The following is a 12698-nucleotide window of genomic DNA, read 5'->3' as shown; positions in this document are numbered from 1 at the left end:
CGGGGCGCGCGGCGCAAACGATTAAATTTGCGAAGATGATGAGTTTTTCGCATGATCCAGCGAACCACAGTGGAGCACCCTCGCGACCATGCGCAAGAGCTATACCCCGACGATCAACGAGCTGCAGGCCTTCGCCGCCTGCGCGCGCTTCGGCACAACGACACGGGCGGCGGCGGAGCTGAACCTGACGCAATCCGCGGTGTCGCGTTCGCTCGGGACGTTGGAAGAGCGGCTGGGCGTGGCGCTGTTCGACCGGGTGCGCAAGCGGCTGTCTCTGTCGCCGGCGGGTCAGGTTTTCTTGACGCAAGCCGAAGAAATTCTGGGCCAGATCGACCGCGCCGCGATGGGAGCGATGGCTTTCGGCGGCGCGCGGGCGGTGCTGCGCATGGCGGTGCTGCCGAGCTTTGCGCGCTCGTGGTTGATCCCACGGCTGGCGGGGTTCGAGGCTGCGCAGCCGGAGGTGAGCCTCGATCTGAGCGCGCGGCTCCTGCCTGTGGAGTTCGAGCATGAGCCCTTCGATCTGGCGATCATGCGCTCAAGGCATGAACCGGCAGGGGCGGAGGTCGAAAATCTGGTGGCGGAGGAGTTGATCGTCGTGGCCGCGCCGAACCTGATGGCGGGGCGTGCGGCGCTGGAAGATGACGCGCTACTGGCCTTGCCGTTGTTGCAGCAATCGACGCGCCCGACGCTCTGGCTCGACTGGTTTCGCGAGAGCGGGCGCGATGCGCGGCACATCCTGCGCGGCGCGCGGTTCGATCATTTCGACATGATCCTCGATGCGGCAAGCGCGGGGATGGGGCTGGGGCTGGTGCCCGCGATCATCGCCGAAGGGGCGCTGGCCTCGGGGCGGCTGGTGCAGGCGACGCCGCGCCGGTTTGCCACCGGCGAGAATTACGCGCTGATCCTGCCCGAGCGCGCGCGGGAGGCGCCGCATGTCAGCGCCTTCCGCGATTGGTTGCGGGCCGAGATCGGCGCTTAGTCGAAGACGATGACCTGCCGGATCGCCTCGCCCGCCGCGAGCCGCTCGAAACCTTCGTTGATGTCCTCGAGCTTGAGGCGATGGGTCATCAGATCGGGGATCGGCAGCTGCCCCTGCACCATCATCTGCGCGAAGCGCGGGATGTCGCGGACCGGCACGCAGGAGCCCATGTAAGAGCCCTTCAGCGCGTGCTCATTCGCGGTCAGCGACACGGCCGGAATCTTGAATTCCGCCTGCGGGTTCGGAAGGCCCGCCGTGACGGTGGTGCCGCCGCGCCGGGTGATGGAGTAGGCGAATTGCAGCGCCGGGGCCGCGCCTGCCAGCTCGACAGCCAGGTCGACGCCGCCGCCGGTGAGCTCGCGCAGCTTTTGCACCGCCCCTTCCTCGGTCGGGTCGATGGCATGGGTCGCACCCAGTTTCAGCGCGAGGTCGCGTTTATCCGCGGCGAGATCGACGGCGACGATTGTGCGCGCGCCCGCCGCAACCGCGCCCAGAAGCCCCGCGAGACCGACGCCGCCGAGCCCGATGATCGCGCAGCTTTGCCCGGTCTTCAGCCCGCCCGAGTTCAGCACCGCGCCGACGCCGGTCAGCACCGCGCAGCCCAGCAGCGCGGCTTGGTCGAGCGGGATCGACTTGTCGATCTTCACGCAGGACGCCTCGGAGACGACTGCGTAATCCGAGAAGGCCGAGACGCCGATATGGTGGTTCACATCCTCGCCCGCGACCGAGATGCGTTTCGATCCGGTGATCAGGCTGCCCTTGCCCGCCGCGACGGCAGCAGGCTCGCAAAGCGCAGGCCGCCCTTCGGCGCAGGGCACGCAATGGCCGCAGGACGGCGCGAAGACGAGAACGACGTGATCGCCCGGCGCGAAGCGGGTGACATACGGGCCGACCGCCTCGACCACGCCTGCCGCCTCGTGGCCCAGCGCCACGGGCATGTCGCGCGGACGGTCGCCGTTGATGACGGACAGGTCAGAGTGGCACAGGCCCGCAGCCGACATCTTGATGAGCAGCTCCCCCGGGCCGGGATCGTCCAACTCGGCCTCGACGATCTCCAGCGGCTTGCTGTCGGAATAAGGGCGCGCTTTGCCCATTTCGCGCAGAAGTGCGATCCGCGTTTTCATTCTTGCTCCTCCCCAAAACGATTTGGCGCAGCTTGGGAAAGTTCGGCGGAAGTGTCCATGCCCCCTTTGACGAAGGGTCAGGCGGTGACGGTGAAGGGGGTGTCCAGCGGATGCTCTTCGAGGTTCGCGCTCTCGCCGATGCGATCCACCACGGCAAAAAGACCGGGCGCTGCGAGCGGCGTCAGTACCCCGTGCCAGGTGCCGCGATGGAGATTGATCCCCTGCGCGCCATTGGTGAGGAACGCGCGCGGCGTGCCGGGTTTACCGTCCGCATCGGGGGCGACGATCACGAGAAACGGGTCCGCGCTCATCGGAATGAAGGCCTGCGAGCTTTCGGGGTGCCGCTCCAGCAGATCGCAGAGATAGGGCAGCGCGCGCGGCTCTGCCTTGAAGATCGAAATCCCCGCGCGGCCACCCGTCTCCGCCCCGAAATCGAGCTGCGCGCGGTCGTGATAGCGCCCGCAGAGCCCCGCATTGATGATCTTGTCGGGGTCGCCTGCGGCGTCGAGCACATCGCCGAACGGGGCAAAAGCCTCGGGTGTCAGCGGTTCGGCTTTGATCTGCATCGCGGGCCTCCGGGGGCTGGCGGAAGAGAGGGGGCGCTGCCCCCTCACCCCCGGGATATTTCAACCAAGCCGAAGGGGGATCAGCCCGAGATGGGCGAGCCGAGCTTCGGGTGGCGGTTCACGTCCTTGTAGAGCAGGTAGCGGAACGGGCGGCGGCCCGCGGCGTAGCAGGCTTGCGGGCAGAAGGCGCGCAGCCACATGAAATCGCCCTCTTCCACCTCGATCCAATCCTGATTGAGGAGGTAGACGCCCCGGCCCTGCAGTACGAAGATGCCGTGCTCCATCACGTGGGTTTCCGCGAAGGGGATGGTGCCGCCCGGCATGAAGGTCACGATATTGACGTGCATGTCGTGGCGCAGGTCGTTCGGATCGACGAAGCGCGAGGTCGACCAGTAGCCCGAGGTGTTGGGCATCTCGAGCGGCGGCTTGTCCTGATCGGCGGTGACGAAGCTTTCGGGCGCATCGATGCCGGGCACGCGCTCGTAGCGTTTGCGGACCCAGACGAAGGTGCCGGGCGTATCCTGATCATTGGCGACCGACCATTGCGCGCCCGGCGCGAGATAGGCGTAGCCGCCCGCGTCCAGCTCATGGCCGACGCCCTCGATCACGAGGCGGATGTGACCGGCGAGCACGAAGATCACGCTTTGGCCCTCGGGGTCGGGTTCGGGATTGTCAGAGCCGCCGCCCGGCGCGACTTCGACGACCAGCTCGGCGAAGGTCTCGGCAAAGCCGGAGAGCGGACGGGCGAGCACCCAGGCGCGGGTATTCTGCCAGCCGGGCAGCAGCGAGATGGTGATGTCGGACAGCACCCCGCGCGGGATCACCGCGTAGGAAGTGTTGAATTGCGCGCGCTCGCGGGCGCGCTGGTTCTGATCGGGCAAACCGCCCGTCGGGGCGTAATAGGTGTATTCCATCAAAGGTCCATGGCGTTCAGGCGATGCCACGCGATCCGCTCGACCTGCTTGCAGGCCTCACGGAATTCCGTCTCGCGGTCTTGGTCAAGCCGGCGGCGGAAGGCGTGGAGGATTGACGCCTTGGTATTGTCTTTTACCGCAATGATGAAGGGGAAACCGAATTTTTCGGTATAGGCGGTGTTGAGCCCTTCGAATGTGGCGCGTTCTTCATCGGTCAGCGCATCTAGCCCGGCGCTCGCCTGTTCGGAGGTGCTTTCCGCGGTGAGGCGCTTGGCCTGGGCGAGTTTGCCCGCGAGATCGGGGTGCGCGGTCAGCACGCCGAGGCGTTCGGCTTCCGACGCTGAGCGGAAGATGCGGGCCAGCGCCGAGGCCACGCCCTCGAGGCAATCATGCGCCGGACCGAGTTCCAGATCGAAGGCACGCTGCGCGATCCAGGGCGAATGTTCGTAGATGCCGCCGAAGGCTTCGACGAAACGCTCCCGGCTCATCTGGCTCGGGCGTTCACGGCGGGAGTGGGGATGGGTCGCAGCCCAATGCGCGGCGATCTCTCCCCGGGTCGCGAACAAGACGCCCTCATGCGAGAGCGCGTAATCGAGGAAACGCTTCAACCCCGCGACTTTGCCGGGCCGCCCGATCAGGCGGTTATGCAGGCCGACCGAGAACATCTTCGGCGCGCCGTCCAGCCCTTCGGCATAGAGCGTGTCGAAGCTGTCCTTGAGATACTGGAAAAACTGCTCGCCCTCGATATAGCCCGGCGCGGTGGCGAAGCGCATGTCATTGGCTTCCAACGTGTAGGGGATCACGAGCTGGTCGCGCGCGCCGACCTCGAGCCAATAGGGCAGATCGTCGTCATAGGTGTCGGAAATCCAGTCGAAACCGCCCTCTTCGGCCGTCAGCCGCACCGTGTTGGCCGAGCAGCGCCCGGTATACCAGCCGCGCGGACGCTCTCCGACGACCTCGGTGTGCAGGCGGATGGCTTCGGCGATCTGGCGGCGCTCTTCGTCTTCCGCCATATCCTTGTGCTCGACCCATTTGAGGCCGTGCGAGGCGATCTCCCAGCCGGCCTCCTTCATCGCGGCGACCTGCTCGGGGGCGCGGGCCAGCGCGGTTGCGACGCCGTAGATCGTCAGCGGCACGTTCAGCCCGGTGAACAGCCGGTGCAGCCGCCAGAAGCCTGCGCGCGCGCCATATTCGTAGATCGACTCCATGTTCCAATGCCGCTGGCCGGGCCATTGCGCGGCGCCTGCGATATCGGACAGGAACGCCTCGGAGGCCGCGTCACCATGCAGGACATTGTTCTCGCCGCCCTCTTCGAAATTGAGCACCATCGAGATCGCCACGCGCGCCTCGCCCGGCCAATGCGGATCGGGGGTCGTGCGGCCATAGCCGCGCAGGTCGCGGGGGTAGCGGGTCATTAGGTGGCTCCTGTCATCGGGGCGGATCGGGACAAGAAAGAGCAAAACGCGCGAAAGGGAAAGCCCTCTCTCGGTGTCGGAGAGGGCTTGGCAGGCGGGGCACAGAATCGTTGCGCGATTTGAGGGCCCTCGGCATGATTTCGGGCATCAAGACATTGCGTACCCTGCCCTTTCCGCTCTGCCCGGAGGCCCTCCCATGCGCCAATTACTTCGTCTTATCGCCATCATCCCCCTGCCGCTCATTGGATTGCCCGGCCTGTCAGCCGCACAGGACTGGACCCAGATTGCGGCCTACTCCGCCTACATCGGCCCACAGGATATGCGGAATTCGAAGGGCGTGGCCCTGAGATCTCTCGGTGCGGCCTTGCAGCAGGATCGGGCGAATTATCATCGCTTCGGGCTAAGGGATGCGCGCGACGAATCCGATCCTGTCTTCGCGGATCGCGCCACGCGGGCGCGTATTCCCGCGATGGTCGAGGCGGGCGGCGATACGCGGGGAAGTTTTACGCAAATGGTCCGCGCGGGGCAGCCCTTCGGCGTCTATGTCTTCGTCTGCGGCTACGGGCGCACCCCGTCTGTGATCTATATCGCCGGCTGGGGCGAAGATCACTCGGGCTGCTACTGAGTGATCGAGATCGCCGCAGCGACCGCTTTTTTCCACTCGGCGTAGCGGGCTTCGCGCTTGGCCTCGTCCATCTCGGGGGCGAAGTTGCGATCGAGCGCCCAGCCCTTTGCGAACTCCTCGGGCTCGGGATAAATCCCCGCCTTGTAGCCCGCGAGCCATGCCGCGCCGAGCGCCGTTGTTTCCAACACTTCGGGCCGGTCGACAGGCGCGCCGAGGATGTCCGACAGGAACTGCATCGCCCAGTCCGAGGCCGTCATGCCGCCATCGACGCGCAGGGTCGGGCGGGCGTCATCGGACCAATCCGCCTGCATCGCCTCCAAGAGGTCGCGGGTCTGGAAACCGACCGATTCCAGCGCCGCGCGGGCGAACTCGGCCGGGCCGGAGCTGCGGGTCAGGCCGAAGACCGCGCCGCGGCAATCGGGGTTCCAGTAAGGCGCGCCGAGGCCGGTGAAGGCGGGCACGATGATCACGTCCTGCTCGGGGTCGGACTGCTCGGCGAGCGCCTGCGTCTGATCGGCGGCTTCGATGATCTTCAGCCCGTCACGCAGCCATTGCACCACAGCCCCCGCGACGAAGATCGAGCCTTCGAGCGCGTAGGTGACCTTGCCGTCGAGCTGATAGGCGATGGTCGTCAGCAGGCGGTTCTCCGAGCGCACCATTTGATCGCCGGTATTGAGCAGCGCAAAGCAGCCGGTCCCGTAGGTCGATTTCAGCATACCGGGCTTGAAGCAGGCCTGCCCCACGGTCGCCGCCTGCTGGTCGCCCGCGACACCAAGGATCGGGATTTCCGCGCCGAAGAGATCGGGGTGCGTGACGCCGAACTCGGCGGCGCAATCCTTTACCTCGGGCAGCATCTCCATCGGCACGCCGAGCTTGGCGGCGATGGTCGTCGACCAGCGGCCCTTGGCGATATCGTAAAGCATCGTGCGCGCGGCATTGGTCGCATCGGTGACATGCGATTTGCCGCCCGTCAGTTTCCAGATCAGCCAGCTGTCGATCGTGCCGAAGGCGAGCTTGCCCGCCTCGGCGGCCTCGCGCGCGCCGTCGACATTCTCCAGAAGCCAACGCAGTTTCGTGGCCGAGAAATACGGGTCCACGATCAGCCCGGTGCGCGCGGTCACCGTGTCCTCGAACCCGTCCTCGCGCAGCTCGCGGCAAAATTCGGCGGTGCGGCGGTCCTGCCAGACGATGGCATTATGGATCGGCTTTCCGCTCTCGCGATCCCAGACCAGCGTCGTCTCGCGCTGGTTGGTGATGCCGATCCCGGAGATGTCGGAGGCCGCAATCCCGGCTTTCTCGATGGCCCCGCGCACGGTCGCCAGCACGCTATCCCAGATCTCCTCGGCATCATGCTCGACCCAGCCGGAATGCGGGAAGTGCTGCGTGAATTCCTGCTGCGCACTCGCCACGGGGCGCAGCGCATCGTCAAAGACGATCGCGCGCGAAGACGTGGTGCCTTGGTCGATTGCCAGAATATAGGTCATGAAGTCCTCCCGTTTCGCGCCTCAGGCTGCGTGCTCCTCCAGCCACGCGGCGACAGAGTTGACCTGATCGGCATCGAGCCGCAAGCCCAGCTTGGTGCGCCGCCAGATCACGTCCTCGACCTTGCGTGCCCACTCCTTCTCGACGAGCCAGCGCAGCTCGGCCTCGGTCAGCGTACCGCCGAAATCGCGCCCCAGATCGCCCAGCGCCTTGGCATCGCCGAAGATGTCCCAGGACTCGGTGCCGTAATGGCGGATCATCCGCTCGGCCCATTTGCGATCCACGAAGGGATAATCCTGCGAGAGCTTGGCAATCTTGGCGCCGACCTCTTCGGGGGCGAAATCGCCACCCGGCAGGCGCGCGCCTTTCGTCCACGACCCGCCCATGCCCGGGAGGTGCGGGCGCAGCTTGGCGAGCGCATCCTCGGCCAAACGGCGATAGGTGGTGATCTTTCCGCCAAAGACGTGCAGCGCCGCGGGTTGGCCCGCCGGCGCATCGAGCGAAAGAACATATTCGCGCGTCGCCGCCGTGGCCGAACTCGCGCCGTCTTCATAGAGCGGGCGCACCCCGGAATAGGTCCAGACGACGTCGTCGGGCGTGACCTCTTCCTTGAAATATTCGGACGCAAAATCGCACAGGTAATCGCGCTCAGCCTCGGTGCATTCGGCGGCGAGCGGCGAGTCCTCATGGGCGGCCTCGGTGGTGCCGATCAGGGTGAAGTCCTGCTCATAGGGGATCGCGAAGATGATCCGCCCGTCCGCACCCTGGAAGAAGTAGCATTTGTCGTGATTGTAGAGCTTGCGCGTCACGATATGGCTGCCGCGCACGAGGCGGATATGCTCGCGGCTGGCGCTGCCCATCGTGCCTTTCAGGATCTGCTCGACCCACGGGCCGCCAGCATTGACCACGGCGCGGGCCATATGCTCTTCGCGCCCGTTCGGGCCTTCGGTCACGATCACCCAGTGGCCGCCATCGCGATGCGCCTCGACCACCTTGGTCTGCACGCGAATGTCGGCGCCATGCGCCTCGGCGTCGCGAGCATTGAGCACGACGAGCCGGGCATCCTGCACCCAGCCATCGGAATATTCGAACGCATGGGTGAAGCTGTCCTTCAGCGGCGCGCCTTCCGGGGCGTTGCGCAGGTCGAGCCGCTTGGTGCCCGGCAGCAGCCCCTGCCCGCCCAGATGGTCATAGAGGAACAGCCCCGAGCGGATCATCCAGGACGGGCGCTTGCCCTTCATCCACGGCATGACGGTAGAGAGCATTTTCGAGACCGGTGTATCGCTCTCGAAACGCATATCGGCGCTATAGGGCAGCACGAAGCGCATCGGCCATGAGATATGCGGCATCGCGCGGATTAGCACCTCGCGCTCGGACAGCGCCTCGCGGACCAGTTTGATCTCGAGATATTCGAGGTAGCGCAGCCCGCCGTGGAACAGCTTGGTGGAGGCCGAAGAGGTCGCCTGCGCAAGATCGCCCATCTCGGCCAGACGCACCCGCAGGCCCCGTCCGGCCGCGTCGCGCGCGATCCCGCAGCCGTTCACCCCGCCGCCGATCACGAAGAGATCTACTGCTTGTGGCATTTTGCGTACTCCCGCTAGCGCCTGTCGCTTGTGCACCAAAAGGCGCGTTAACTTTCGTTATTGCCAGATATAATGAATTTTCGCGCAAAATCGAGCATGAATACCTCTGCACACAAGATTCCGCGTGCTCATCACGAAACTTTTAAGGAACAATTGCGTTGGGTATGATGTGGCTCGGGATGTGCGGCCCGCGCCCAAAGCGCTGAAAGTGGCGATGTAGCTAACTGGCCTCAGGTATTGATCGAGATTAAAGTCATAACGTGAAGAGAGGGTTACGCTAGGTTGGCCTCGTCGAGAAACGGACAGGACACAGCATGTTCGATCACGAATCAGAACTGGAGATCGGGCTTGCATCAGGGATGCTGGTGCGCATCGATCCAAAGGGCGCGCGACTGACAAGCGTTGTGCTGCCCAGCGACGACGGTCCGGTCGAGCTTCTCATCGGCCCCGACCCGAAACAGAAGACACGCGATTTCCACGGAGCGACGATCGGGCGCTATGCCAACCGCATCGCCGGAGCGCAATTCACGCTCGATGGCGAGCAGTTCCAGCTAGATGCGAATGAAGGCGGGAACTGCCTCCATGGCGGTGGCAAGGGGTTCGACCAATGCGACTGGACCGTTGTCGCGCATTGGATCAACGCGGCGACACTGCGGCTCGAAAGCCCGGATGGCGATCAAGGCTTCCCCGGAAATCTCGTCGCGGAGGTGAGCTTCGCGGTATCGGACCCAGAAACTTTGAGCATCACTTACCGCGCGTGCTGTGATCGCGCTTGCCCGGTGTCTCTGACCTCGCATGGGTATTTCAATCTCGCGGGCGGCGGCTCGATCGCCGATCACCGACTGAAGCTCAATGCCAAACAGGTTCTCGAGGTTGATGGCGAGAAACTCCCCGTAGGCGGGCCGCGCGACGTGGCTGGCACGCGCTTCGATTTCCGCGAACCGGCCCCGGCGCTGGGGCCCGATGGCGCGGGCTTCGACCACAATTTCTGCACCGGCTCCGGCGGGATGCGCGAGGTGGCGGTATTGAGCGATCCGGCCTCCGGACGCAGCATGACCATGCTGAGCAACCAGCCCGGATTGCAGGTCTACACCGCTCCGTCCGGCGACAGCTTCAACGCGATCTGCCTGGAACCGCAGGCCTGGCCCGATGCGCCCAATCGCCCCGAGTTCCCCTCGACGATCCTGCGACCGGGCGTGGAATATGTGAACCGGATCCGTCTGCAATTCTCGAGCTAATCTCCGCGACGCCGCGCCGATCGCCACCGCGCGGCCCGAGGTAGATCAGGTCAAACCCCGCAGCGCAGCGCCGGCCTGACGGTAGCGCTTGTACCCTTCGTCGAACGCCTCGCGCAACGCGGAGACCGGCTCGATCGTCGCGGCGATCTCGGGCGGGCTCGCGATATCCAGCCCGCCGCCGGTCGCGGCCATCATCCCAAGCCTCGCCGCCCCGAACGCGCCGCCATAATCGCCCGCCACCGGCAGGGCCACGGGCGTGTCGAGCGCGGTCGCGATCGCCTCGCACCAATAGCGCGAGCGCGTACCGCCGCCGACGCCGAGCAGCGTCTCGATCCGGGTGCCGGTGCCAGCCAGCGCATCGCGGCAATCGCGCAGCGCGAAGCTCACCCCTTCCAGCACGGCCCGCGTGGTCGCGGCGCGATCGGTTGCGTGCTCAAGCCCGATGAACGCGCCGCGGATCGCCGCATCGTTGAGCGGCGTACGCTCGCCGCCGAGATAGGGCAGGAACCGCGCCTTGCCCGGCGCCTGCAGCGGGCCGAGGCCTTCGGTCAATTCCTTGGCGTCGCTCTCCAGAAGCCGCGCGTACCAGTTCAGCGCGTCGGTCGCGGCCAGCACCACGCCCATCTGGTGCCATGTCTGCGGCAGGGCGTGACAGAAACTGTGCACCGCGCTCGCCGCATCGGGGCGATAGCCGTCATCGGCGGCGAACAGCACGCCGGAGGTGCCGAGCGAGACGAAGGCTTGCCCGGCTGCCACGACGCCGACGCCCACGCCCGAAGCCGCGTTGTCGCCCCCGCCGCCCGCAACGACGACGCCCTCCGGCAGACCGAAGCGCGCCGCGATCTGCGGGCGCAGCGTGCCCGACACGTCCGAGCCCTCGACGAGGCGCGGCATCTGTTCGCGCCGCATCCCGGTCGCCGACAGAAGCGCATCCGACCAGTCGCGCGCGCCGGTATCGAGCCAGCTCGTCCCGGCGGCGTCGGACATCTCCGAAGCATGCTCTCCAGTCAGCCAGAGCCGCAGGTAGTCCTTCGGCAACAGCACCTTCGCCACTTTCGCGAAACGCTCCGGCTCGTGCTTGGCGAGCCAGACCAGTTTCGGCGCAGTGAAGCCGGGGAAGACGATATTACCGCTGATCTCTCGGAATTGCGGATCCGCATCGAGCGTTGCAGCCTCGCGATGGGCGCGGGTGTCGTTCCACAGGATGCAGGGCCGCAGCACCGCGTCCTGCGCATCGAGCAGCGTCGCGCCATGCATATGCCCCGAAAGCCCGATCCCGCGCACCGCCGACAGATCGTGCTGCGCGAGCGAGCCGAGCACCGCCTCCATCGCCGCGATCCATTCGGCTGGATCCTGTTCCGACCAGCCCTCCTGCGGGCGCGACACGGTGAGCGGATGCGTCGCCTCGGCCACCACGCGCTGCGCCTCGTCGATCAAGAGCCCCTTCAGCCCCGATGTGCCCAGATCCAATCCGATAAACATGCTTGTCCTCCCGCGCGCTGATTGGCGCCGACACTAACGTCTCTGTCGGGCATGTCGACTCCCCCAGCCCTTTGCAGAGGCGCCCAGCCACCGCCCTCTTAACGGAACCGTGAGCGCGCTGCGCGGTTGCTTTTCGAACAATGTCCCCGGAGCCTTCATGATCGCCTCACTTTCGACCCCGCTTCTGCTCGGCGTCTTCACCCTCGCCGGGCTGATCGTCGTCATCTCCTCCATCAAGGCGACCGGACTGGCCGATGTGATCGCGGATCGCACGCGGATGGGCGAAGCGCTGGCGGGCGGGATCGTGCTGGGGGCCGCGACCTCGCTGTCGGGGATCGTCGTCTCGGTCTCGGTGGCCGCACAGGGCGATGCGAGTTTCGCCTTTTCCAATGCCGTGGGCGGGATCGCCGCGCAGACCTTCTTTCTGGCGCTCGCCGACATGCTGCACCGACGCGCCAATCTCGAACATTCCGCGGCAGAGCCCGCGAACCTTTTTCAGGCGGTGATGCTGATCGTGCTGCTGTCGATCCCGCTCGCCGCGACCGCCGCGCCCGACTTCGCGATCTGGGGGATCAGCCCGGCCTCGGTGGTGCTGTTCCTCGCCTATCTCGGCGGCACGAAACTCGCGACCCAGGTGTCGGAGACGCCGATGTGGAGACCGGTCGAGACTCGCGAGACGCGCCATGACGAACCCGAAGACGAGGAGGAAGCGAACCGCTCGCCGCGCGGGCCGATCATCGTCTTCATGGGCCTCGTCGTCATCATGGGCCTCAGCGGTTGGGTCATTTCGCAAGCCGGGCAGGAATTCGTCACCCGCTTCAGTCTCAGCTCCTCGCTGGTGGGCGCGCTGCTGACGGCGATCGTGACCTCGCTGCCCGAACTGGTGACGACGCTGACAGCTGTCCGTCGCGGCGCGCTGCAACTGGCCATCGGCGGGATCATCGGCGGCAACACTTTCGACACGCTGTTCCTCGTCTTCTCCGATGGGGCATATCGTGACGGCTCGCTGTATCACGCGGTCTCGATGTCGGACCTCTACTGGCTGGCGACGGGACTGATGATGACGGGCGTGCTGCTCGGCGGGCTCATCCTGCGGCAGAAGGACGGGCCGGCCCGGATCGGGATCGAGAGCCTGCTGCTGGTCGCGATCTACGCCTCGGCGGTGGTGCTGCAAGTCCTCGCCTGACCAAGAATTATTGCCCATAGAGAGCGGATTCCCCAAATAGGCAATATACATTTGCCGCAGGGACCGTTATGCAGGCGCCTTCCGCACGGGCTGCCAGAGCAGAG

General features: G+C 65.9%; 11 protein-coding genes. 4 read left to right on the top strand and 7 right to left on the bottom strand.

From position 1 onward, the window contains the following. Nucleotides 1-88: 88 nt before the first annotated feature. The gene (locus BMI88_RS00125; protein ID WP_078544986.1) at nucleotides 89-979 is read left to right on the top strand and encodes a LysR substrate-binding domain-containing protein; all 891 of its coding nucleotides are present in this window, start codon (nucleotides 89-91) and stop codon (nucleotides 977-979) included. On the opposite strand, the gene BMI88_RS00120 is transcribed toward BMI88_RS00125, so the two are convergent. The 4 genes from BMI88_RS00120 to puuE form a co-directional block, all read right to left on the bottom strand. Beyond that, a complete protein-coding gene (locus BMI88_RS00120) occupies nucleotides 976-2103 on the bottom strand; it encodes a zinc-dependent alcohol dehydrogenase family protein (RefSeq protein WP_078544985.1) in 1128 nt (375 codons plus the stop codon). The two genes, BMI88_RS00125 and BMI88_RS00120, sit on opposite strands and share 4 nt — an antisense overlap. Nucleotides 2104-2180: 77 nt before the next feature. Further along, nucleotides 2181-2669, bottom strand: a complete 489-nt coding sequence (locus BMI88_RS00115) for an ureidoglycolate lyase (RefSeq protein WP_078544983.1) — start codon at nucleotides 2667-2669, stop codon at nucleotides 2181-2183. A gap of 80 nt (nucleotides 2670-2749) precedes the next feature. Next, nucleotides 2750-3583, bottom strand: coding sequence for a bifunctional allantoicase/(S)-ureidoglycine aminohydrolase (locus BMI88_RS00110; RefSeq protein WP_078540358.1), 834 nt, complete (start codon nucleotides 3581-3583; stop codon nucleotides 2750-2752). After that, nucleotides 3583-4998: an allantoinase PuuE gene (gene puuE, locus BMI88_RS00105; RefSeq protein WP_078544981.1), complete on the bottom strand. Its 1416-nt coding sequence runs from the start codon at nucleotides 4996-4998 to the stop codon at nucleotides 3583-3585. The genes BMI88_RS00110 and puuE overlap by 1 nt, the downstream gene beginning before the upstream one ends. A 196-nt stretch (nucleotides 4999-5194) precedes the next feature. Between puuE and BMI88_RS00100 the strand changes: the two genes are divergently transcribed. Further along, nucleotides 5195-5623 carry a hypothetical protein gene (locus BMI88_RS00100; protein WP_078544978.1) on the top strand — a complete coding sequence of 143 codons (429 nt, stop codon included), beginning with the start codon at nucleotides 5195-5197 and terminating at the stop codon, nucleotides 5621-5623. Here the strand turns inward: BMI88_RS00100 and glpK are convergent. Further along, nucleotides 5617-7107 (bottom strand): glycerol kinase GlpK, encoded by a 1491-nt coding sequence (gene glpK, locus BMI88_RS00095; RefSeq protein ID WP_078544976.1) that lies wholly within the window; start codon nucleotides 7105-7107, stop codon nucleotides 5617-5619. The two genes, BMI88_RS00100 and glpK, sit on opposite strands and share 7 nt — an antisense overlap. 21 nt (nucleotides 7108-7128) lie before the next feature. Then, nucleotides 7129-8688 (bottom strand): glycerol-3-phosphate dehydrogenase, encoded by a 1560-nt coding sequence (gene glpD / locus BMI88_RS00090; RefSeq protein WP_078544974.1) that lies wholly within the window; start codon nucleotides 8686-8688, stop codon nucleotides 7129-7131. Between the two features lie 314 nt (nucleotides 8689-9002). On the opposite strand from glpD, the gene BMI88_RS00085 reads away from it, so the two are divergent. Further along, on the top strand, nucleotides 9003-9926 hold the full coding sequence (locus tag BMI88_RS00085) for an aldose epimerase family protein (protein WP_078544972.1): 924 nt from the start codon (nucleotides 9003-9005) through the stop codon (nucleotides 9924-9926). A 45-nt stretch (nucleotides 9927-9971) separates the two neighbouring features. Here the strand turns inward: BMI88_RS00085 and xylB are convergent, their stop codons facing one another. Further along, nucleotides 9972-11408: a xylulokinase gene (gene xylB, locus BMI88_RS00080; protein WP_078544970.1), complete on the bottom strand. Its 1437-nt coding sequence runs from the start codon at nucleotides 11406-11408 to the stop codon at nucleotides 9972-9974. A 157-nt stretch (nucleotides 11409-11565) separates the two neighbouring features. Between xylB and BMI88_RS00075 the strand changes: the two genes are divergently transcribed. Then, a complete protein-coding gene (locus BMI88_RS00075) occupies nucleotides 11566-12594 on the top strand; it encodes a cation transporter (RefSeq protein WP_078544968.1) in 1029 nt (342 codons plus the stop codon). The last annotated feature ends 104 nt before the right edge of the window (nucleotides 12595-12698 follow it).

Source organism: Thioclava sp. F36-6 (assembly GCF_002020305.1).
Lineage (GTDB): Bacteria > Pseudomonadota > Alphaproteobacteria > Rhodobacterales > Rhodobacteraceae > Thioclava > Thioclava sediminum.
Note: the sequence above shows the minus strand (reverse complement) of the source record. Positions and strands in the feature narration are given on the sequence as shown.